Raw genomic sequence first — 20,865 nt, forward strand, 5'->3', positions numbered from 1 at the left:
ACGCAGAGCGCTACCGTGGTCCCCCTGGAGGCCGGTGAGTCCGTACGCCCGTCGGACGAGCAACGTTCTGCGCACTCCGGTCCCGCGAGCAATGGATGAGGTATGCGGATCGCAGTCGTCTCCCAGTACTTCTGGCCGGAGAACTTCCGGGTCAACGATCTGGTGGCCGAACTCTGCGCCCAGGGCCACGAGGTCCAGGTGCTCACCGGCCGGCCGAACTACCCCACCGGCCGGTTGTTCCCCGGCTACGGGGTCATCCGGCCGATCCGTCAGTCAGCTCTGGGCGCGGCGATCCGGCGCGTTCCCCTGGTGCCTCGCGGCGACGGTAGGGCGGTGTCGTTGTCCGTGAACTACGTGTCCTTTGCTGCTTCCGCGTCCGTCTTGGGGCCATTGCTGGTCCGGGGACGCATCGACGCGATCCTCGTCTGCGGTTTCTCCCCGATCACCGTCGTCCTCCCCGCGGTGATCCTCGGTGCTGCCAAACGTGTGCCCGTGGTCCTCTGGTTGCAGGACCTCTGGCCGGACACGCTGCGCGCGATGGGACTGCTTCGCCGCCCGTGGCTGGACCGCCTCGCCACCCGGCTCACCGCCTGGCTGCACCGGAGCGTGGATCACGTTCTCGTGCAGTCCAGGGCATTCCAGGGATCGCTCCGAAGACACGGGGTGCGCGAAGCTGCGATGTCCTACGCCCCCAACTGGGCGGAGGAGGAGTTCGCCCCGATCGACGTGCCGGCCGATCGGCCCGAGCGAGCGCAACTCCCTGAAGGATTCATCCTCATGTTCGCCGGCAATCTCGGGGCGGCTCAGGACCTGCACACCGTTCTGGCGGCCGCAGAGGCGACCAGGGACCTCCTTGACCTGCACTGGGTCGTACTCGGAGATGGCAGCCGTGCCGGATGGCTCACGAACGAGGTGGAGCGACGCGGTCTCGAAGAAACGGTGCACCTGCTCGGCCGGCGCCCGGTGGAGACCATGCCGACGTGGTTCGCGCTTGCTGACGCCATGTTGGTCACCCTGCAACCGGACCCGGTCTACGAGATGACGATCCCGAGCAAGTTGCAGGCATACCTCGCCTGCGGTCGGCCCGTGCTGGCCGGGCTCGACGGCGAAGGCGCGCGGGTGGTCGAGGAGGCGCGGTGCGGGCTCACTGCGCCGGCCGGAGATGCCGCGGCGCTGGCCCGAGGCGCGCGGCGGCTCCATGCGATGCCGGCCGGTGAGCGGGCAGCACTCGGGGCGCGGGCTCGTCAGTTCTACCTGGAGCACTTCGACCGGAAGACGACGATCGAGCACATCGTGGACACGCTGTCCGCGGGGAGACGGTGAGGGATCACGTGCGAGTGACCGTGCTAGGCGGGGACGGGATGTTGGGCCACGTCGTGGTCCGGACGATGCGCGAGCGGGGTAATCACGTCACAGCGGTGACCAGGCGAGCGCCGCGCGGTGCTGCCTCCGCTGCGCTGACGAGCGTGGATGTGATCAGCGGTGTCGATGCGCGGGTGGCAGAGACGATGGCGGCTGCGCTGGCCGAGGCGCGGCCGGACGTCGTCGTCAACTGCATCGGCATGGTCAAGCAGCGCGCCGAGGGACAAGACGCGACCGAGGCGATCCTCGTCAACAGCCTGCTGCCCCACCGGCTGTCCACACTGTGCGCGCTCGCCGGCGCCCGACTCATCACGGTGTCGACCGACTGCGCGTTCTCCGGACGTACTGGTTCTTACCGTGAGGACGACGTGCCGGATCCCGTCGACGTCTACGGCCGCAGCAAGCTGCTCGGCGAGGTGCATGCTCCGCATGCGGTGACACTGCGGACGTCGATGATCGGGCTGGAGCTTGATCGAGCCACCGGACTCGTGGAGTGGTTCCTGGCCCAGAGCGGCACGGTGGGTGGCTGGGACAAGGCACTCTACAGCGGTCTGACAACGGCCGAGCTTGCGCGGGTGGTCGCCCTGGTGGCGCACGAGCAGCCCGAACTCAGCGGCTTGTGGCATGTGGCTGGCCCGGTCATCGACAAGCACTCCCTCCTGGTGCAGCTCGCCGGTGGCCTGGGTCGCGACGTGGACGTGGTGAGGAACTCGGACGTGGTCATCGACCGCACGCTCGACGCCACCCGATTCGCCGCAGCGACCGGTTACCGGCCTCCGACCTGGGACGTGATGCTGGCCGAGCTGGCCGACGAGATTCGCGTCAGAGAGGCCACGGCGTGAAGGCTCCGCGCCGGGTGCACAGGATGAGCGATGTCGCCGTGATCGGCCTTGGTTACGTGGGCCTTCCGCTCATCGTCGAGACGGCACGTGCGGGTCACCGCGTGTTCGGTGTCGATCGCAGCGAGGCCGTCGTCTCGGGCCTAGCGTCCGGGCGGTCCCACGTCGACGACATCGACGACGGCACCGTCCGTGGCATCCTCGGCCGCTTCACCCCGACGACGGACCCGGCGTGTATCACCGAGGCGGACACCGTCGTCGTGTGCGTTCCCACGCCCCTCTCCGGGGACGGTGCCCCGGACATGAGCGCGGTGGAGTCGGTCGGTCGCATGCTCGGGGAGCGACTCACCCCCGGCACGCTCGTCGTGCTGGAATCCACGACCTACCCCGGCACGACCGAGGACTTCTTTCAGCCTCTCATCGAGGCCCGCGGGCTGCGCGTCGGCAAGGACCTGCACCTCGCCTTCTCGCCGGAGCGGGTCGACCCCGGCAACAAGACCTACGGGATCAAGAACACGCCCAAGGTCGTCGGTGGAGTCACTCCTGAGTGCACCCGGCGCGCGGTCGACTTCTACAGCAGCTTCATCGACACCGTGGTCCCAGCCAAGGGCACCCGTGAGGCCGAGATGGCCAAGCTGCTGGAGAACACCTACCGGCACATCAACATCGCCCTGGTCAACGAGATGGCGCGGTTCTCCCACGAGCTCGGCATCGACCTGTGGAACGTCATCGACTGCGCCAAGACCAAGCCCTTCGGCTTCCAGGCGTTCTACCCCGGACCCGGTGTCGGCGGGCACTGCATCCCCATCGACCCCAACTACCTGTCCCACACCGTCCACGCCCGCCTGGGCTACCCGTTCCGCTTCGTCGAGCTGGCCCAGGAAGTCAACGTCTCGATGCCCCGGTACGTCGTCCGCCGCATCCAGGACCGGCTGAACGACGAGGGCAAGGCCCTCCGTGGATCGACCGTCCTCCTGCTCGGCGTCACGTACAAGGCGGACATCGCCGACGAGCGGGAGTCGCCGGCCGTCCCTCTCGCCGAGAAGCTGTTGACCATGGGCGCTGACGTGCGCTTCCACGATCCGTACGTCAGCGACTGGAATGCCGCCGAGCACGGCGAGCCGGAGTGGGTGCTCAAGGTCGAGCCCGACCTCCTCCAGGCGGCGCGCGAGGCCGACGTCGTGGTCCTCCTCCAGGCGCACCGGGAGTACCTCGGGGGCGCACTGGCTGGGCTGCCCGTGTTCGACACCCGTGGCGTGCTGACCGGCGACACGGTCGAGCGTCTCTGAGTGAGCCTGCGCGGGACGGTTCCGTATCAGGTTTACCGTCTGTAGTGCTCCAGCATCAGACAGTGGGGACTCACATGGGCAGGCGCGGAACCGAGCACGACGTCGAACTCCTCGAGCGTCCGTGGGACGAGGAGGAAAGCGGCTGGGACGTAGCGGTTCCACGCGGGAAGCGGCGGCTCCGCCGTGCCCTGATCGCGTTGGGCGTCGCGGTCACCGTGCTGCTCCTAGCCTTCGCCGGCGGCGCCTGGTACTTCACGAACCGCTACGCCGGGAACCTCGACCGGGTCGGCGCCTTCCAGGGGCTCGACGAGTCGCAGCGCCCCGCGTCGGCTACGGCAGGGCCGGCCGGGCAGGCGCCCCTGACCTTCCTCGTCGTCGGCTCGGACACCCGTGCCGACGTCCCCGAGGGAGAGACCCCGGGCGGCCGCTCCGACGTGATGATGCTGGTCCGGTTCACCGGCGACCGGCAGGACGCCCAAGTCATCTCGCTGCCGCGCGACACCTGGGTCTCCGTCCCCGGCGCCGAGATGGCGAAGCTGAACGCCGCCTACGCATGGGGCGGCCCCAGTCTGCTGATTCAGACCGTCGAGCAGCTGACCGGCGTCCGCATCGACCACTACGCCGCCATCGACTTCCAGGGCTTCGTCCAGATGACGGACGCCCTCGGCGGTGTCGACGTCGAGGTGGCGGAGACGACGTCCAGCGGCCCCTACACGTATCAGGCTGGCACCAACCACCTCGACGGTGACGAGGCGCTCGACTACGTCCGGCAGCGTTACGGCCTGCCCGGCGGTGACTTCGACCGGGTGAAGCGTCAGCAGGAGTACCTGCGGTCGGTGTTCGCGAAGGTGTCCGAGCAGAACGTTCTATCGGACGCCGGCGCGCTCGACGGCTTCCTCCTGGCGCTCACCGGCGCCATGACGGTGGATGAGGGGCTCTCCGACACCGCACTGCTCTCCATGGCAGCTGACCTCCGCTCGGTCCGACCCGGAGCGGTCACCTTCGTCACGGCTCCCGTCGCGGGCACCGGCCGGGAAGGCGCGCAGAGCGTCGTCTACCTCGATAGTGCGCGCGCCGCGCAGATGTGGGAGTACCTGCGCGAGGACACGCTCGCCGACCACGCGGGCGAGTTCAGCCTGGACACGCTCCCGGCCGTCCCCAACTGACCTCGCCCCGCGGCGTCCATCCGGAGTGTTCGCCGGTACCGGTGGCCACGGCCGGCAGGGCGCCGGGTCGTCAGCGACGGCTCCACGAGGAGTCCGGCGTCGCTCGCCTCTTCGGCTGCTCTCCGCCAGGAGTAGCCGTGCTCGTGAGGTTCCTGTGACCACCGGGAACGGGGAGCCGTTGCCTCGGTGTGTCCCTGCCGACAACCCGACGCGAGGCCGACGCGGAGCGCAGGCTGTCCCCATGCGGAGTGAACTGCCGATCGACCGCGCCGCCGTGCTCACCGGCTGGGGATACGCCACCGCTGATAACGCGCCACACGTGACTCGACACGCCATTCCCAGGCTGGCCGCGGACACGCACCGGGCCGTGTGCGGTGCCCACCTCCCGGTCGTCGACCGGAAGCAGTTGTGGGCGGCGGACGACGAGATCTGCTGCGCCGGCTGCGTCGCCGTGGTCGCCTAGCCTCTGCGGCGCGTGGAGAGCCCGAGCCGCCGCACAGCTCGAGTCGGTCGAACGTCAGTCGCCGCGAGCGTTTGTAGTCGTGCGCTCGGACGGCTCTCTGGTCAACGTCTGCAAAAGCGCGTCATGGTCGGCGCAGCGGTGGAGGCTGAGGTCCACCGCTGAGCACATGGGTCAGCGGTTCCCCGCGAATGCCGGGACAGGTGGCAGTCGCGTGATCCGCACCGTCTCCTCGGTCAGCGGTCGGACGTCGAGCACGGCCACGAGCGGAACGAGCGCAGTGGCGATCTCATCCACCGCGGCGACGTGGGCATCGGCGGGACCGTCGATCGGGTCGGCGATGTCATGGTCGCGGTTGACTCCGCGGCGCAGCGCCCGGGTCTCGGCGAGGTCATCGGCCAGCCGGGCCAGCCGGTCCTCGGGGTGTACCGAGCCGAGGTAGCCAGCGGGCAGACTGCCGGCCAGGGTGGCGGCCTCGCGCAGCGTGAACACCTTGCGCATCGCACGCGGCTGGAGTGCAAGCACCTCCCCGCGGTGACCGGTGGTCATCGTCAGCACGAGGTCCGCCCAGTCGATCTCCTCGCCGGTGAGCCGCCACGATGCGAATCCGGCAGCCCAGACGCCGTGCCGTTCCAGCGCCGCCGCCGTCAGCGGGTGCATCGGCCGCCCGTCCACCGCCCGCGTTCCGGCGCTGCGGCTCTCGAGCGGACGACCGGGCAGGCGAGCCGTCCATGCGGACATCAGGCGCTCCGCTGCAGCCGAACGGCAGATGTTGCCGGTGCACACGAACAGCAGGGCCATGCTCCCGTGATCGGCCACGGGGCCGCGGTCCTTGAGTCGGCCCCACCCGTCGACGTGCGCTGTGTCCGTTCGCCCGGACACTGGGCGGGTGCCCGCGACACCGACTTCGCCGTTCACCGTCCTGTTCGTGTGCACGGGCAACGTCTGCCGCTCCGCCCTGGCCGAGCGGCTGGGGCGGGCCTACCTCCGTGAGCTCCTCGGGGAGGAGGCCCAAGCCATCCGGCTGGTCAGCGGAGGGACACAGGCCGTCAGCGGCTCGGTCATGCACCCGGACAGCGCACTGGTCCTCCGCGGCCTCGGCGGGGACGCCGGGGACTTCCGCGCCCAGCACCTGCGCACCGCCCTCCCCGCCGAGGCGGACCTCGTGCTCGCCATGACCGGACGGCATCGCGACGCGGTGCTGGCGCTCGCGCCGGGGGCCCTGGCCCGGACCTTCACCCTCCGCGAGGCGGCGGACCTGCTCGAGCTCGTTCCGGAGGACGTCGACCTGTCCGGGCCGGATCTGGCGGAGCGGGCCCGCCACCTGGTCACGGCCATGGCAGCCGCCCGGCGGCGTCGACCCGTCACCCCGGAGGACGACGTCCCCGACCCGATCGGGCAGCCGCTGGAGGTCCACCAGGAGGTCGGCGAGGCCATCGCCGAGGCCCTGCTCCCCGTTCTCGCCCGCCTCGCCTCGCTCGCCGCCGAGCGGACCTGCTCCTGACGAGGGTCAGCGGGGGACGTCGGGCAGCGCCTGGTTGCTGTACTCCTTCGGCGTTCTGGGACAGCGAGTCGGTCGGCAGGCGACCCCACAGCCGCTCGCCCGCGACGTCGTCGAGGTAGACGACGTTGGCCGCGCCCTCTGTACCCGCGCGCACCACCCGGAGCGGTGGAGAAGTCGACGTCCTCGGGCGTCAGGCCGCGCAGCGAGGCGTCCAGTGACAGCATCCCGGCGTCGCCGAGCTGCTCGTCGCCTCGACCGCCGGCCGGGTGTTGCGTGACCAGCTCGCCTAGCGCAGTGGGTGCACACCGAGGGTGAGCGGTGGGTGTGGACCCAGTCGTCATCGGCGCCGACGGGAGGCACCACCACCAGGCCGGTCCGCGCGCCACCAGCGCCGTCAGGTCAGGAGCCCGGCGTCGGCCTTGGCGCTGAGCGCGGTGCGGACGGCGGCGTCGACCGTCGCGGAGAACTCGGGGTCGTTCTCGGCGCGGGCGACGATGGCGTCGATCATCTCCGTCACCAGGCCGGCGTCCATGGTGAGCATGAGGGTGCCTCCGGCCTCGAGGAACCGGATGGCCCGCTCCTCGGCCGGGATGTCCTGGACGGCCTGGGCGGCGCCGATGTCGTCGGAGATGACCACCCCGTCGAAGCCGAGCCGCTCGCGCAGCAGGTCGGTGACGACGACGGGGGAGAAGGCGGCCGGCGCGCTCGGGTCGATCTGGGTGTAGGTGGCCGACGACATCATCACGAAGGGCTCGGCGTCCGAGCCGGCGAGCGTGCCGAAGGCCGCGACCTGCTCGTCGTCGCGGGTGGTGACGTCGTCGGTGACGTTCCGGCTCTCGTCGGGGTTCTCCTGCACCCGACCGAGGCCGGGGAAGTGCTTGAGCGTGGGCGTGACCCCGTGCGCGGCCAGGGCGTCGGCGACGGTCCCGGCGGCGGCGGTGACGGCTTCCGCGGTGCTGCCGTACTGGCGGCCCCAGGCGCCGATGGGTGCGTTGGCGTCCTCCGTGCCCTCCGGGACGACGTCGACGACGGGTGCGAGGTTGAAGTTGATGCCGGCGCTGTCCAGGGACGCGCCCATGCCCTCGGCGAGGGCGGCCAGTTCCTCGGTCTGCATGCGGCCCTGGTGGGCGGCCGGCGGGAGGTCGGCGAAACCCGGGCCGGACAGGGTCTGCACGGCGCCGCCCTCCTGGTCGACACCGACCCAGGGACGCGGCCCCGGGGCCGCCTCCGCCCACCGTGCGGTCTCGGTGGCCAGCTCGGCAGCGGGGATGCTGCTGCGGCCCTGGAGGAAGACGCCGCCCACGCCCTCGGCGACGAAGCCGTCGGCGGGGGAGAGGTCGGCGAGCGCCACCCCGACGACGATGAGCTGGGCGACCTGCTCGCGGCGGTCCAGGTCGGCGAGCGCGGCCTCGACCGGGTCCTGCTCCGGGCTGCGAGCGGGCGAGGGCGCGGCACTGGACGTGCTCGGCGCCGTCCCGGTGCCGGCGGTCGGCTCCGCGCAGGCGGTGAGCAGGAGGAGGAGGGAGCCCACGACGGCTCCGAGGCGGGAAGAGCGCATCACGGCCATTCTGCGGCGACCCGCCGGCCGGCGGGTCGCCGCACTGCGCCCTGCCGGCGTGTCGCCGACCTTCTACGCTCAGCCCACCTCGTCTTCCCCACGGGGCGTCCTGTCGTCGATGCGTGTTGTGGAGCGTGGATGCCGCCGTTCGAGCTGACGTGGGGAGCGGCGACCGCCGTGGGCCAGCGGGAGGACAACCAGGACCGGTTCCTGGCTGCTCCGCCGGTGTTCGCGGTTGCCGACGGCATGGGGGGTCACGTCGGTGGTGCTGCCGCGGCGGAGGCGGTGGTCGAGGCCCTGCGTTCGCTGACACGGTCCGAGACGACGACCGTCGAGGCGATCAGGCTGGCGCTGCAGCGGGCCGACGGCGAGATCCGCGCGTTCCAGGGACCGGACAAGGCCGGCGCGGGGACGACGGTCGCCGGTGTCGCTCTGGTCGACGAGGGCGACGGGCCGCAGTGGGCGGTGTTTCACGTCGGCGACTCGCGGGTCTACCACTGGCACGAGGGCCGGCTCGAGCTCGTCACCAGGGACCACTCGGTGGTGCAGGAGCTCGTCGACGCCGGCTACATCACCGACGAGAGCGCCGGCACGCACCCGCAGCGGCACATCATCACGCGTGCTCTGGGCGTCGGTCCCCGTCCCGATGCCGACGTCGTCCTGCTGCCGATCGTGCCCGGCGAGCGCTTCCTGGCCTGTTCGGACGGCCTGACGGGTGAGCTGAGCGACGACCGGATTGCCGCGTCGTCCGGTTCCGATGAGGAGCCGAACTCCCTGGCCGCACAGCTCACGGCCGACGCGGAGAGCGTGGGTGCCCGCGACAACGTCACCGTGGTGGTCCTTCGTGTCTCCACGGCAGAACGGTCAGTAGGCCCCTGAACCACGGAGCACAGCACCGGCCGTCTTGCAGATGATCATGAGGTCGGAAGCCAGCGACCAGTTCTCCACATAGCGGACGTCGATGCGCACCGAGTCGTCCCAGGACAGGTCCGAGCGGCACCTCACCTGCCAGATTCCGGTGAGCCCGGACTTGACCAGGAACCGACGGTGCGTGTCGCCGCCGTAGCGCTCGACCTCCCTCGCCAGAGGCGGGCGAGGGCCGACCAGGGACATGTCCCCACGCAGCACGTTGATCAACTGAGGCAGTTCGTCGAGGGAGTACCGCTGGAGGACCCTGCCTACCGGGGTCACGCGCGGGTCGTTCCTCATCTTGAAGAGGACGTCGTCCGCCCTGCCGCCGTCCGCCGCCAGCGTCTCGACCATCCGGTGCGCGTTCTGCACCATGCTGCGCAACTTCAGGATGGTGCAGGTCTCGCCGCAGAGGCCGATGCGCTCCTGCCGAGAGCACCGGACCGGGGCTCGTGACCCGGACCGCGACCCCGATGCACAGCGGGATCGGGGAGAGCACCAAGAGACCCAGCAGAGCGGCGGTCCGGTCGAAGAACCCCTTGGTGAGCCGCCGGACTCCGGTCAGCTCGGGGCGGTCCATGTGCAGCAGGGGTGGCGCCGGCCGATTCGGCGGAGGGAGTCCCTCGATGGCGAGGCTCGGTGGGGCGCAGCCGGGAGGCGCGCGGCCGGCCGCGCCCGGCGGCGGAAGTCCCGGCGATGCGGCTGGACCTGCTCAGGAGCAAGCGCGGTGAGCGAGCGTCACGTGGACAGCGCGCCGGGTGTACCTGACCATAGGGTGCTCGATCGTGGTCCAGTCGGAGGCGATGGCACCGGATGCGAGGGGTGCGGGGCGTTGACGGTTCGACGGGTCCGTGTCCTGCCCTCGCCGGACCACGAGCGGGGACCCCGCCCGTGAAGATCATCAGCAATGCGCCGGACATGCCGTTCCCCGGGATCCCCCACGCAGGTGGCGAGTTCTACCGCCGGCACGCCGAGCTGGGGGGTCAGTCGCACGACCTGGTGGTCGTGGCTCCCCGGAACGAGGAGAACGAGGCGGCGCTCGCGCAGGACGACGCACCCCCCTACCGACGGTTGCTCGTGACCCCGCAGGTGCCGCGCGCTGGAGTGCGTTCGGCCTACTACTTCTTCCTGCTGTCCCGGGTCGTTCTCTTCCTGGGCGTCCGTCCCTTCTGGAAGGCGCTCGTCGCCGATCCGGACGAGCTCTCCGCATTGCGGCAGGCCGACCGGATCAAGCTGCAGTGGTTCAGCGCCCCGGCGCGCGGCAGTCCGCGGCTGCGACGCGGACTGCCGCGCACGCACCAGGTCGGGGTATTCCACGACGTCGTGTCGCAGGGGCAGCGTCGGATGTTCCGCACGCCGGGAGTGGCGCCGCGATGGCGGCTGGTCGCCCTGGTGCAGCTGATCCTGGCCGTGCCGTTGAGGAGATGGCTCCTACGTGTCCTGGACACGGCGGTCGTGGTCAGCGACAAGGACCGCTTGCTGCTGGAGCGGAGCGGTGGTCGGGCGCGCATCGTCGTCTCCCCACCCCTCGACGACGAGGACATGCCCTCGGTGCCGGAGGCTGCGCAGAGCGATCCGCCCGAGGTGCTCTTCGTGGGAGCGCTCGACCGCGTGGAGAACCAGGACGCCGCCCGGTGGCTGCTGGAACTCATCTGGCCACAGGTGTTGGCCGAGATGCCGGATGCCAGGCTGACGATCGCGGGGGCCGAGCCGAGCCGGTCCCTGCTCCCCGCGGCTGAATCGGTCCACAACGTCCAGCTCACCGGCTGCGTCGACTCCTTGAGCCCCTACTACCGGCGGGCGTCCGTGGTGGTGGCCCCCATGCGGCTGGGAGCGGGGGGCAAGCTGAAGAGCGTGGTCGCCATGCTCTGGGGGCTGCCGGTGGTGGCCACCTCCGTGGCTGCGGAGGGCGTGACGGGACCACGGGTCTTCTACGCCGTCGAGGACGACAGCACCGACTTCGCGAACGCCGTCGTCGCGGTGTTGAAGGACCCGTCGTCCGCGGACGGCGTCCGGTCGCGGGCCTTCGCGTGGTCGCACGACACCTACTCCACGGCACGGTACCGGCGCTCCCTGGAGTGGCTGTACTCGACCGGTGCGCTGCTCGGTGGCGGCAAGCACGCGCCCGCTGCGACGGAGGAGTCCTAGCGGTGGACCGGGTCCGGTTCGAGGACGTGAGCAAGCGCTATCTCCTGGGGGAGCGCCTGAACGCCCGGGAAGCCCTGGTCGCGGCGGCCCGCCGGGTGGTGGGCTCGGAGGCGACCCCGCCGGACGAACTGTGGTCGCTCAGGGACGTTTCGTTCTCCGTGGCCGACGGTGAGGCCCTGGGCATCGTCGGACGCAACGGAGCCGGCAAGAGCACGATCCTCAAGATCCTGGCGGGTATCACCTCGCCCACGCTCGGGGTCTCGCGGACGAGGGGCCGGGTGGCCGCGCTCCTCGAGGTCGGCACCGGCTTCCACCCGGAGCTGACCGGGCGGGAGAACGTCTACCTCAACGGGGCCATCCTCGGGATGAGCCGGCGCGACCTCGCCCGCCGGTTCGATGAGATCGTCGCGTTCGCCGGCACGGAGCGGTTCCTCGACACCCCGATCAAGCGCTACTCCAGCGGCATGCAGTTGCGGCTGGCCTTCGCCGTCGCCGCCCATCTGGAGCCGGACGTCCTGGTGGTGGACGAGGTGCTCGCGGTGGGCGACGCCGAGTTCCAGCGCAAGTGCATCGGGCGGATGGCGGAGGCCGAGCAGGAGGGGCGCACCGTCGTCTTCGTCAGCCACGACCTCGAGACGCTCATGCGGCTGTGCCGGCGGGGCATGTGGCTGGACGCGGGCCGCGTCCGGGACTCCGGGCCGGCGGAGTCCATCATCCGCGCCTACCTCGCGTCGGGCTTGGCGGACTCCGTGGCCGGGGGGACGCTGATCCACTCGGGCCCCCTCACCGTCACCGCCGTCCGCGTGGTCGGCGCCGACGGGAGGTCGGGGTCCGCGCTGTTCCGGGACGACCCCTTCACCATCCGGGTGGATTTCGAGCTCGCCGCCGAGGTCCCTGGACTCGACGTCGCCCTGTACGTGACCACGTCCGGCGGAGTCCGGGTGCTCGACGAGGCGCTCAGCGACCACGGCCTGGAGCGCTTCCCCTTGGGTGCCTACTGCGCCGAGATGTCGGTTCCCCCGGTGCTCAACTTCGGCGACTTCTCCGTCGGTCTGTGGATGGGCACGGCCCAGGAGGACATCCTCGACGAGCCGGCGGCCACGGCGTTCACGCTGGTGGGCACGGGGCACGACCGTCCCGACCGCGTACTGGCCATGACGTTGCCCTTCGTCGTCCGCCCCGCCGCTCGGTCGACATGACGCCGCTTGTCCGCCGGCGGTCGTGGCCGTGACGCCGCGCGGGCCGGCCGTGTCGGTGATCATGATTTTCCTCGACGCAGCGGAGTTCATGGACGAGGCCATCGCCAGCGTCATGGCGCAGACGGAGCCCGACTTCGAACTGCTGCTGTGTGACGACGGATCGACCGACGACAGCACGTCGATCGCCCTGCGCTGGGCCGCCGCGCACTCTGATCGGGTGCGCTACCTGGAGCACACCGGGCACGTGAACCGCGGGATGAGCGCGACGCGCAACCTCGGACTCGCCGCGGCGCGGGCGGACCTCGTCGCCTTCATCGACGCGGACGACGTGTGGCGGCCACGCAAGCTGATCGAACAGATGGCGATCCTGGAGGTCCATCCGGAAGTCGGCATGGTCTGCGGCACCGTCCGCTACTGGGGGTCGTGGAGTGGCGGAGAGGACGTTCTCGTACCGACCGGGCACGTCCAGAACCGGGTGGTCCGTCCTCCAGAGACCTCACTGCGGATGTACCCGCTGGGCTCGGCCGCCGCGCCCTGCCCGTCCGACCTGCTCATGCGCCGCGACGCCGTCGACGCGATCGGGGGCTTCGAGGAGGAGTTCACCGGCGCCCGGCAGCTGTACGAGGACCAGGCGTTCCTCTCCAAGCTCTACCTCGCCCGGCCGGTGTACTTCTCCGACTCCGTTTGGCTGGACTACCGGCAGCACCCTGACTCCTGTGTGGCCTGGGTGACCCGCGACGGCCGCTACGACGAGGTCCGCGAGTACTTCCTGACCTGGTTCGAGGGCTATCTGCGGCGGTTGCCGGAGCCGCCACCCCGGGCGGTGCAGGCGGCACTCGCCAGGGCTCTGCGGCCCTATCGACGACCCAGGGTCGACGCACTGCTGACCTCTCCCCGCAGGCTCGCAGCCAGGGGACGTGGTGTCGTCCGCCGTCTCCGTTCGGCTCAGGAGGCCAGTTCCACCCCGGGCTCGGATCCCGATCCCCACTGATTCCCCCTCAGGCCCTGGGGCAGCACCTGCCCCAGCCGCCGCCTGCCGCCGCCTGCCACGCGACGCGCCAGCAGGTGTACCCGCCGGGACAACGGCACGGCCCATCCCAGCTCACGGGCGAGGAGGACCTTCGCGAGGAACCGGACACCGTCGTCGGCGCGGACGATCTCCAGTCGGGGGACGTGCCGGAGATCAGTCTCGGCGGTCATCACCCCCGGGCGGACGTCGAACGCCACCAAATCGGCTGACCGGACCACCTCGGCCACGTGGCTGTCGCTCTCTCCGTACGGGTAGGCGTAGAAGCGGACGGGACCCAGCCCGAGACCATCAAGGTCGTCGACGCAGCCGTTGACCTCCGCCGCGATCTCGTCGGGTGCGAGAGCCGGCAGGAGCGGGTGGGTGCGCGAGTGGCCACCGATCTCGACGCCCTGGTCGCGCAGCCGCCGGAGACCTTCCGCGTCCAGGAGCCGTAGCGGAGGGCCGCCGTGGATCCGGTCCCAGGTGTTCTCTCCCCCGAGCAGGCCGCTCACGGCGAACGCCACGGCCTCGACGCGTTCGACCCGCAGGACGGCGATCGCCTCGGTCAGGTCGTCGTACCCGTCGTCGAACGTCAGCAGGACCGGCCGTCGCGGCAGGCCACCGCGTCCCTCGACGAAGGCGACGAACTCCTCGACGGTGATGGGGTGGAAGCCGTGCGCGCCCAGCGCGGTCAACTGCCGGCGCAGCTGTTCGAGCGGTACACCGTAGGGTTCCAGCACGCCGCACCCCCGCAGATCGGAGATGGCGTGGTAGGCGAGGACGCGCAGTGCGGCACGACGGCGGCTGGGGATGCCGCCGGCCTCACTGACACCGCGCCAGTACTCCAGCATCCGGGCGCGGATGAACACGTACCAGGAGAACCGGCCCGGCCGGTCTCCGATGCGGGCACCGAGCACGCGGACCGGCCAGGTGACGAGGCTCCACAGCGGAGCCCTCGACAGGGGGCGCGCCACCCGGCGGGCGAAGCGATCCCGGATGCCGTTGAGCTCGAAGAGGACCGGTGCCTGCTCGGGGTACTTCCGTGCGAACACGACGTCGGCCCGCCCGGCCTGGCGCCACTGACGCAGGTGTTGGCGCGCCGTGACGACGTACCGCTGGTGGCTGACAGCCCGCGGGTTGAAGCGGACGTCGTACCCCGCCCTGAGCAGCCGGTGGCCGAAGTCGACGTCCTCGTTGCCGAAGGAGCCGCCCCTGGTGAAGGCCAGGTCGAATCCCCCCAAGGCGCCGAACACATCCGACGACACCGACAGTTGTCCGGTCAGCATGTCGTGCAGGGTCAGCTCGGCGCCGGGCCGGGACAGGCGCACGAGGCGGTCCTCAGCCCAGTCACCCACAGCGGCGCTGATGGCCGTGTGCACCGACATGGGGTGCAGCGGCATGTGGCCGAGGACCGCGTCGGCGCCGGCAACGTGGACGCGGTCGTGCTCCGCGAGGAGGCGGGGATCGGCCTCCATGTCGTCGTCGAGGAACAGCAGGATGTCCCCCCGTGCGTGGTCCGCACCCAGGTTGCGGGCGGCCGAGGCGCCGGCGTTGGGCTGACGGACGACCGTGAAGGGGAAGGTGGGGCTCAGTTCGCGAAGCGCCTCCCACGTGCCGTCCGTCGACCCGTCGACGGCGACGACCACCTCGAAGGACTCGTCGAAGTCCTGTCGCGCCAGGGACCGGACCGCCTCCAGCACCAGGTCGCGGCGTTGGAAGGTCGGAAGGACGACGCTGAACCGGGGCGCTGCTGCGAGGACTGGGCCGGCGCGGTGCACCTCGGGTGCGGTCATCGGTCCTCCCACCGGGACGCCCGTGCGTCGCCGCTCACGGGGACGGGGGGGACGCGTAGGACCTTGACGTTCCACGTGTAGTCCCTGGCGGTCCTGACCCGGCTGTGGGCGGCGACCTCGTAGCGGCTCTCCAGCTGCCTCCAGATGCGCTGGGTGCGTGCGGTGTAGGGCGCGGCGAACATGGACGCCACCAGGTGTCCCCCCGGGACCAGGAAGGCCTCGTACCGGCGTACCAGCTCCAGGGGCTCGTCGAAGTACTCGAGGACCTCGTTGAAGACGATGACCTCGAACACCCGGTCGGGGACGTAGGTCTCGGCCTCGGCGCGCACGAAGACGGTCCGGTCGTCCTCGAGCGCCCGCGCCCGCTCAATGGCGACCGCGGATATGTCTACCCCCGTGAAGTGCTTGAACCGGCTGCGATCGAGCTGTTCCACCAGCAAGCCCTCGCCGCAGCCGATCTCGAGGAGGGAGCCGTCCGACGCCAGCAGGCGGCAGTACGCCGACACGACGCCGAACCGCGGCGCCTCCACGATCGAACGCAGGTAGTCCCACTCGGCCGATGCGTACTGGGCGTCGAGCAGGCGCTGCCCCTGACCCATCGGCCGGTAGGGCGTGACCCACGACAGGAGCTTGCGGCTGCGGTGGCTCACCTCTGTACCGGCCCGCCTCAGTACCCGTCTGATCATGAGCAGCAGGTCGTCCCTCCTGGCGGCTGACGCCACCCGACGTGGTGGGAGCAGGCTAGTGAGCAGGTGGCGCGGTCGCCTCTCCGGCGGCCAACGACGACGTGGCGCTCCGCAGGAGGACGGCGGGTTAGTCTCGGCCGTGCTCCCCGATCAGTCGGTACCGCCGTGGCGGGAGAACACCGCGCAGGGGATGGCCGACGAGCGCTCCTGGACGGCGCTGTGGCACTCGCGCGAGCTGATCGGCTACTTCGCCCTGCGCGACCTCAAGCTGAGGTACCGGCAGGCGTTCCTGGGCGTGGTCTGGGTGCTGGCCCAGCCGATCGCCAGCGTGGCGGTGTTCACGCTCGTGTTCAGCGAGCTCGCCGGTGTCAGCAGCCAGGGCGTCCCGTACCCGGCCTTCGCCCTCGTCGGCATGCTGACCTGGACCTACTTCTCCAGCGTGGTCGTCTCGGGCAGCGGTGTGCTGGTGACGAACGCCAGCCTGGTCACCAAGGTCTACTTCCCCCGCCTGGCCGCTCCAGCGTCCGCGCTCATGCCGCCGGCGGTGGACCTGGGGATCTCGTTGCTCCTGTTCGCGGTCGTCGCCGCGTACTTCCGCGTGTTCCCCGGGGTGCGGCTGCTGGCTGTCCCGGTCTGGTTGCTCCTGCTCGCGGCCACGGCGCTCGGGGTGGCCGTGTGGTTGTCCGCGCTGAACGTGCGCTACCGCGACGTCCAGCACGCCGTGACCCCGGTTCTGCAGCTGTGGCTGTTCGCCAGCCCGGTGGCCTACCCCGCCACTCTGCTGACTGGGTGGAAGGAGCTCGTCTACGCGATCAACCCGGTCGTCGGCGTCATCCAGCTCGGCCGGTGGTCGCTGCTGGGCACTCCCTGGCCGGGGTGGTCGCTGCTCGTCTCGACCGCCTCAGCCGCCGCCGTGCTCGTCAGCGGGCTGATCTACTTCAACCGCGCCCAGCGTTCCTTCGCCGACGTCATCTGATCCGCCCCGGGGCCACCAGGTGGCGTGCGCCGTGACGATGACCGGATACGCCTCGTCGAGGACGTCGAGCTTCCGGGGGTCCACTTCCTGCAGGGCGAGGCCCTGGAGGAACGCCGTGGCCGCGTAGGCGTTCCCGTGGCTCTCGACGGTCACGGCCTCCTCGCCGAAGACCTCCCCGAGCAACCGACGGACGGCCGCAGGGGTCAGCGCCCAGTACCACTGCTCGCCCCACTCGCCGCGGTCGATCGGGCTGATTCCCGGCACCGTGAGGAGCAGGACGCCGCCGGGCTTGAGGGCCACGTGCAGCTCCCGGACGGCCGCCGCCATGTCCCACACAAGGTGGAGGGTCTGCGTCAGGACGATGCAGTCGAACGCCGAGCGGGGGAGCGTGCCCGGCCGGCTGATGTCGCCGACGATCGTCGCCAGCGGGTTGCCCGCGTGCACATGCACGACGTCCTGGCGCTCGACCCGGTCACCGCCGAAGCGTTCCGAGTACGCGGCGTCGCCCACCTCGAGCACCCGCCCGTGCACGTGGGCGCGGGCGCGGTCCAGGAAGCCCTCGATGTAGTAGCGGTCCACCGGCAGGCCCCGGTCGAACCCGAAGTCATGGCTGACCGGGGTGGTGCGATCGAGGTCGCCGAGCCGCACCGCCCCCACTCCGAGGCGCCGGAGCTCCGGGTGGCGGCGTGCCACCGCGTTGCCCACGGGGCCGGGCAGTGCTCGAGCCCCCCGTGCGAGCGCCCGGCCGGCTAGTTCGCCGACGACCAGCCGAGGTGAGAGCCGCGCAGTCGCTAGGGCGGCGAGCAGTGCCGGCTCCCCGCTGGAGCGGGCCCGGTCGAGCGACTCCCGCGCGTAGCGGTCGCGGAGCCGGCGCTCGCCGGTGCGCCAGGCCCGCTGCCAGGTAGCAGGGTCGTCTGCCGCCGGTCGGTGCTGCCGATGGGCGCGGAGCAGTTCGTCGAGCCGCGCCCGGTGCTCGGGGACAGTGTCGCCTCCGTCCCGCCGTCGCGCGGTTTCGGTGCCGTGGGCGACGACGGGGTGCGCCCGAGCCAGCCGCAGGTGGGCGTCGTAGTCCACAGCCGCGAGATCCATTCGGAAGCCCCCGAGAGCCCGGAGGAGGTCCCGCCGGTAGAGCACCACGGCGTGCACGTCGATCACGCGCCCCTCCAGCAGGCCCGTGTAGGGGTCCTCGCCCAGCTCCGCTGCCCGGCGCGGACCGCTGGGCCGGCCCTCCGCGTCGATGAGGCGGAAGGTCCCGTGCACGAAGGCCGCGGCGGGGTGCCGTTGGGCGCAGGCGAGCCCCGCCGCGAGCGCGACTGGCGACAAGACCTCGTCCGCGCCGAGGAACTGAACGTGCGATCCGCGAGCGGCGTCGAGTCCGGTTCGGAGGCAGTCGGCCAGGGTGGCGCCCGGCCCGAGGTGCCGGAGTGCCGGCAGCGGGATCGTGCTGCCGGACAGGTCGCGGTCGCGGTCGCTGACCACGATCACCTCGGTTGCGCCGTGGGTCTGCGCCGCGACCGAGGTCAAGGCTTCGGCGAAGTGCGGTGCCTCTCCCAGCGCGGTGACCACCACGGAGATGCTTCCTGCCACGGGTCGACCAGCCTTCCTGACGCGGACGGAGCGCCGCCACCGTTCCGGTGCTCGCGGGACCGCCATGCCGATCGCCGTGACCGGCGGACCGCTGAGCTGACGGCGCCCGCGACCACAGCTTCCGTGAGGACGGCGGCGTGCGCGAGACCCTGCCTCCACGGGGTGACGGCTGTCGTCCGTTGGACCGGTGCACAGCTGGTGAGCGCCGGCGTGCAGGCGGTCGTCGGCTCGGGCATGCACCCGGACAGCGCGCTCGTTCTACGCGGTCTGGGTGGGGACCCGGACGGGTTCATCGCCCGTCGCCTGGTCGACGACATGGCCATCGACGCGGACCTGATCCTCACCGTGCCTGGCTGCACCGGCGCGATGTGCTGCGCGGTGCACCGCGCGCCCTCTCACGGACGTTCACTCTCCGCGAGGCGGCCGACCTGGTGGAGCTGGTGGGGGACGACGTCGACGTGCCCGGTCATGGACTGGCCGAGCGGGCCCGCCACCTGGTGAAGGAGCTCGCGGCCGCACGGTCGCGCCGGCAGGGCAGCACGGACGACGACATCCGGAACCCGATCGGCCAGCCCGCCGAGGTGCACGCGGAGGTCGGGGACGCCATCGCCGGTGCGCTCATCCCCGTTCTGGCGCGCATCGCGGCGTTGCACACGGCGGGCACACGCGCCTGAGCCAGGGGCTCACTGTCAGACGGCGACCGGTGCCGGCAGCCGGGTGCGGAAGCTGGTGAACAGGACGTCCGCCAGCGGCCGCAGCGCCGTCTCGATCCGCTCGGAGACCTCCAGGTGCAGGGATTCCCGCTGGCCGATGGGGTCGGCGATGTCGTCGAAGCTCGTGGTGGCGCGGTTCGCGCGGGCGGTGTCGAGTCGCCCACCGAGCAGGCGTGCGCGTTCGGTGAGTGACGTGACCGAGAGTCCTCCCAGGTCCGCACCGCTCAGCAGGTCCGCGGCCTCGGTCAACGTGAAGGTCTTCCGGAGCCCGCGCGGCTCCAGCTCGAGCACCGCCCGGCGCTGCTCCCGCGTCATCGTGATGACCAGGTCGGCCGTCTGCGCGAGTTCCTTCGTGAGGGACTGCGACCGGAAGCCGTCGGAGGTGATCCCGTGCCGGCGCAGGGCGGCGACCGTGTGCGGGTCCGTCTCCCGGCCCGGGGTGGCCGCCAGGCCTGCGCTCTCGATGTGGACGTTGAGAGCCTCGGGACTGCTGGCGAGCATCGTCCGTGCCCAGTCGGTGGCCAACCGCTCGGCGAACGGGGAGCGGCAGAGGTTGCCCGTGCAGACGAAGAGGATGCGGACATCGCGACGCTAGGGCGATCCACCGTGCAGGAGTCGTGGTCTTCCAGGTGGATCACCCGAGCTGGTGAGGTGCACACAGGCGTGTGTCTCGTAGACGGCGCGAGCAGTCAGCTGAGAGGAGGGATCGGCGCCGTTGTGAAGAGCTCCACGGCCTGCTGGCGGGCTCGGTGCTCCACGAGGCTGCGTCGACGCGGCGCGGTCGACGTCCCCACGCCTGTCCGTCCGATGCGCTGCCGCAGCCGAGTGTGCGGCTGCTGCACCATGCACAGCGTCGCGGCAGTGGCTGCCATGGGCGGCGATCCAGACGTTGAAGGCGAGCCAGGTGGAGCCGAGCAGGAACATCACGGGACGATGCCGGCCCGTGACCTGCGCTGACGGTGTAGCCAGTCGTCAACGAGTCGCGACCGGGACACCTGCGACGGCTGGGGTGGTGATCCGGGGAGGGGTGCCTCGGGGACGGTGGACGTTGTGCCCGGACACCCGTCAGCGGGGCACGTCGGGCAATGCCTGGGCGCTGAACTCCTCGGCGTTCTGGGACAGCGAGTCGGTCTGCAGGTAGCCCCACATCCGGTCGCCGGCCACGTCGTCGAGGTAGACGACGCTCGCCGCCCCCTCGGTGCCCGTGCCCAGCACCGGCGCGGTGAAGAAGTCGACGTTGTCCGGCGTCAGACCGCGCAGCGAGTACGCCAGCGACAGCATCTCGGTGTTGACCAACTGCTCGTCGACCGCGACCGCACTGGTCACGGCCAGCAGTGCGGCATCCAGCCGGCCCGGGTCGGTGAAGGTGTCGGAGTTGAACAGCTTGCCGAACATCGCTTGCAGGTACTGCTGCTGCCGGCGCACCCGGTCGAAGTCTTCGCCCGGCAGGCCGTAGCGCTGGCCGAGGTACCAACGGGCCTGGTCGCCGTCCAGGTGGTTGACGCCGGCGGGGAAGGTGTAGGGCCCGTTGCTCGTGGTCGGGACTGCCCCCAGTCCGGTTGACTCGTTCCGGTAGGGGTTAGGCCGCTGCTGCGGCGTGGGTGAGTGTCTCGTACTCGACGGGCGTGAGTCGGCCGAGTCGGCGTTGCCGGCGGCGGCGGTGATAC

Annotated in this window: 20 protein-coding genes; 12 read left to right on the plus strand and 8 right to left on the minus strand. The window is 71.1% G+C overall.

Annotated features, from left to right (window positions below; all coding sequences use genetic code 11):
• The first annotated feature begins 102 nt into the window (after positions 1 to 102).
• The 5 genes from ACI78Z_RS14670 (at position 103) to ACI78Z_RS14690 (ending at position 5,119) form a co-directional block, all read left to right on the plus strand.
• Positions 103 to 1,323 carry a glycosyltransferase family 4 protein gene (locus ACI78Z_RS14670; protein WP_457037268.1) on the plus strand — a complete coding sequence of 407 codons (1,221 nt, stop codon included), beginning with the start codon at positions 103 to 105 and terminating at the stop codon, positions 1,321 to 1,323.
• A gap of 20 nt (positions 1,324 to 1,343) precedes the next feature.
• Entirely contained in the window at positions 1,344 to 2,204 is an 861-nt protein-coding gene (locus tag ACI78Z_RS14675) for a dTDP-4-dehydrorhamnose reductase family protein (protein WP_457037287.1), read from the plus strand.
• Positions 2,205 to 2,227: 23 nt separating this feature from the next.
• On the plus strand, positions 2,228 to 3,490 hold the full coding sequence (locus ACI78Z_RS14680) for a nucleotide sugar dehydrogenase (protein WP_457037269.1): 1,263 nt from the start codon (positions 2,228 to 2,230) through the stop codon (positions 3,488 to 3,490).
• A gap of 74 nt (positions 3,491 to 3,564) precedes the next feature.
• Positions 3,565 to 4,656, plus strand: a complete 1,092-nt coding sequence (locus ACI78Z_RS14685; RefSeq protein WP_457037270.1) for an LCP family protein — start codon at positions 3,565 to 3,567, stop codon at positions 4,654 to 4,656.
• A gap of 241 nt (positions 4,657 to 4,897) precedes the next feature.
• Complete coding sequence (locus ACI78Z_RS14690) at positions 4,898 to 5,119, plus strand: hypothetical protein (RefSeq protein WP_457037271.1); 222 nt, start codon at positions 4,898 to 4,900, stop codon at positions 5,117 to 5,119.
• 171 nt (positions 5,120 to 5,290) lie between these two features.
• Here the strand turns inward: ACI78Z_RS14690 and ACI78Z_RS14695 are convergent, their stop codons facing one another.
• Positions 5,291 to 5,917: an arsenate reductase/protein-tyrosine-phosphatase family protein gene (locus ACI78Z_RS14695; RefSeq protein ID WP_457037272.1), complete on the minus strand. Its 627-nt coding sequence runs from the start codon at positions 5,915 to 5,917 to the stop codon at positions 5,291 to 5,293.
• An 88-nt stretch (positions 5,918 to 6,005) separates the two neighbouring features.
• Here ACI78Z_RS14695 and ACI78Z_RS14700 point away from each other — a divergent pair, with 88 nt between their 5' ends.
• Positions 6,006 to 6,620, plus strand: a complete 615-nt coding sequence (locus ACI78Z_RS14700) for an arsenate reductase/protein-tyrosine-phosphatase family protein (RefSeq protein WP_457037273.1) — start codon at positions 6,006 to 6,008, stop codon at positions 6,618 to 6,620.
• A 394-nt stretch (positions 6,621 to 7,014) separates the two neighbouring features.
• Here ACI78Z_RS14700 and ACI78Z_RS14705 read toward each other — a convergent pair whose 3' ends face one another.
• On the minus strand, positions 7,015 to 8,151 hold the full coding sequence (locus ACI78Z_RS14705; protein ID WP_457037274.1) for a glycoside hydrolase family 3 N-terminal domain-containing protein: 1,137 nt from the start codon (positions 8,149 to 8,151) through the stop codon (positions 7,015 to 7,017).
• A gap of 165 nt (positions 8,152 to 8,316) precedes the next feature.
• Between ACI78Z_RS14705 and ACI78Z_RS14710 the strand changes: the two genes are divergently transcribed.
• Complete coding sequence (locus ACI78Z_RS14710; protein WP_457037275.1) at positions 8,317 to 9,057, plus strand: PP2C family protein-serine/threonine phosphatase; 741 nt, start codon at positions 8,317 to 8,319, stop codon at positions 9,055 to 9,057.
• Here ACI78Z_RS14710 and ACI78Z_RS14715 read toward each other — a convergent pair.
• Entirely contained in the window at positions 9,043 to 9,462 is a 420-nt protein-coding gene (locus ACI78Z_RS14715) for a sugar transferase (protein ID WP_457037276.1), read from the minus strand. The two genes, ACI78Z_RS14710 and ACI78Z_RS14715, sit on opposite strands and share 15 nt — an antisense overlap.
• 516 nt (positions 9,463 to 9,978) lie before the next feature.
• Between ACI78Z_RS14715 and ACI78Z_RS14720 the strand changes: the two genes are divergently transcribed.
• From ACI78Z_RS14720 to ACI78Z_RS14730, 3 genes are read left to right on the plus strand one after another with little or no spacing between them, the layout of a single operon-like run.
• Complete coding sequence (locus ACI78Z_RS14720) at positions 9,979 to 11,235, plus strand: glycosyltransferase (protein WP_457037277.1); 1,257 nt, start codon at positions 9,979 to 9,981, stop codon at positions 11,233 to 11,235.
• A gap of 2 nt (positions 11,236 to 11,237) precedes the next feature.
• A complete protein-coding gene (locus ACI78Z_RS14725; protein ID WP_457037278.1) occupies positions 11,238 to 12,434 on the plus strand; it encodes an ABC transporter ATP-binding protein in 1,197 nt (398 codons plus the stop codon).
• Between the two features lie 22 nt (positions 12,435 to 12,456).
• The gene (locus tag ACI78Z_RS14730; RefSeq protein WP_457037279.1) at positions 12,457 to 13,425 is read left to right on the plus strand and encodes a glycosyltransferase family 2 protein; all 969 of its coding nucleotides are present in this window, start codon (positions 12,457 to 12,459) and stop codon (positions 13,423 to 13,425) included.
• On the opposite strand, the gene ACI78Z_RS14735 is transcribed toward ACI78Z_RS14730, so the two are convergent.
• Both ACI78Z_RS14735 and ACI78Z_RS14740 read right to left on the minus strand, forming a co-directional pair.
• A complete protein-coding gene (locus ACI78Z_RS14735; RefSeq protein ID WP_457037280.1) occupies positions 13,380 to 15,236 on the minus strand; it encodes a glycosyltransferase in 1,857 nt (618 codons plus the stop codon). The genes ACI78Z_RS14730 and ACI78Z_RS14735 overlap by 46 nt on opposite strands.
• Positions 15,233 to 15,886, minus strand: a complete 654-nt coding sequence (locus ACI78Z_RS14740; RefSeq protein WP_457037281.1) for a class I SAM-dependent methyltransferase — start codon at positions 15,884 to 15,886, stop codon at positions 15,233 to 15,235. Before ACI78Z_RS14740 ends, ACI78Z_RS14735 begins: the two co-directional genes overlap by 4 nt.
• Before the next feature lie 175 nt (positions 15,887 to 16,061).
• Here ACI78Z_RS14740 and ACI78Z_RS14745 point away from each other — a divergent pair, with 175 nt between their 5' ends.
• Complete coding sequence (locus ACI78Z_RS14745; protein ID WP_457037282.1) at positions 16,062 to 16,898, plus strand: ABC transporter permease; 837 nt, start codon at positions 16,062 to 16,064, stop codon at positions 16,896 to 16,898.
• Here ACI78Z_RS14745 and ACI78Z_RS14750 read toward each other — a convergent pair.
• Entirely contained in the window at positions 16,824 to 18,485 is a 1,662-nt protein-coding gene (locus ACI78Z_RS14750; RefSeq protein ID WP_457037283.1) for a glycosyltransferase, read from the minus strand. The genes ACI78Z_RS14745 and ACI78Z_RS14750 overlap by 75 nt on opposite strands.
• Before the next feature lie 368 nt (positions 18,486 to 18,853).
• Here ACI78Z_RS14750 and ACI78Z_RS14755 point away from each other — a divergent pair, with 368 nt between their 5' ends.
• Positions 18,854 to 19,159, plus strand: a complete 306-nt coding sequence (locus ACI78Z_RS14755; RefSeq protein ID WP_457037284.1) for a hypothetical protein — start codon at positions 18,854 to 18,856, stop codon at positions 19,157 to 19,159.
• Between the two features lie 15 nt (positions 19,160 to 19,174).
• Here ACI78Z_RS14755 and ACI78Z_RS14760 read toward each other — a convergent pair whose 3' ends face one another.
• Positions 19,175 to 19,774, minus strand: coding sequence for an arsenate reductase/protein-tyrosine-phosphatase family protein (locus tag ACI78Z_RS14760; protein WP_457037288.1), 600 nt, complete (start codon positions 19,772 to 19,774; stop codon positions 19,175 to 19,177).
• A gap of 489 nt (positions 19,775 to 20,263) precedes the next feature.
• Positions 20,264 to 20,752: an LCP family protein gene (locus ACI78Z_RS14765; RefSeq protein WP_457037289.1), complete on the minus strand. Its 489-nt coding sequence runs from the start codon at positions 20,750 to 20,752 to the stop codon at positions 20,264 to 20,266.
• Positions 20,753 to 20,865 lie beyond the last annotated feature (113 nt).

It is taken from the genome of Geodermatophilus sp. SYSU D01176 (assembly GCF_054050015.1).

What these genes read in the sequence shown, in the direction of transcription:
- ACI78Z_RS14710 (WP_457037275.1), top strand. Translation starts at nt 8,317, where the DNA reads ATGCCGCCGTTCGAGCTGACGTGGGGAGCGGCGACCGCCGTGGGCCAG.
- ACI78Z_RS14685 (WP_457037270.1), top strand. Translation starts at nt 3,565, where the DNA reads ATGGGCAGGCGCGGAACCGAGCACGACGTCGAACTCCTCGAGCGTCCG.
- ACI78Z_RS14680 (WP_457037269.1), top strand. Translation starts at nt 2,228, where the DNA reads ATGAGCGATGTCGCCGTGATCGGCCTTGGTTACGTGGGCCTTCCGCTC.
- ACI78Z_RS14715 (WP_457037276.1), bottom strand. Translation starts at nt 9,462, where the DNA reads ATGGTGCAGAACGCGCACCGGATGGTCGAGACGCTGGCGGCGGACGGC.
- ACI78Z_RS14690 (WP_457037271.1), top strand. Translation starts at nt 4,898, where the DNA reads ATGCGGAGTGAACTGCCGATCGACCGCGCCGCCGTGCTCACCGGCTGG.
- ACI78Z_RS14735 (WP_457037280.1), bottom strand. Translation starts at nt 15,236, where the DNA reads ATGACCGCACCCGAGGTGCACCGCGCCGGCCCAGTCCTCGCAGCAGCG.
- ACI78Z_RS14695 (WP_457037272.1), bottom strand. Translation starts at nt 5,917, where the DNA reads ATGGCCCTGCTGTTCGTGTGCACCGGCAACATCTGCCGTTCGGCTGCA.
- ACI78Z_RS14670 (WP_457037268.1), top strand. Translation starts at nt 103, where the DNA reads ATGCGGATCGCAGTCGTCTCCCAGTACTTCTGGCCGGAGAACTTCCGG.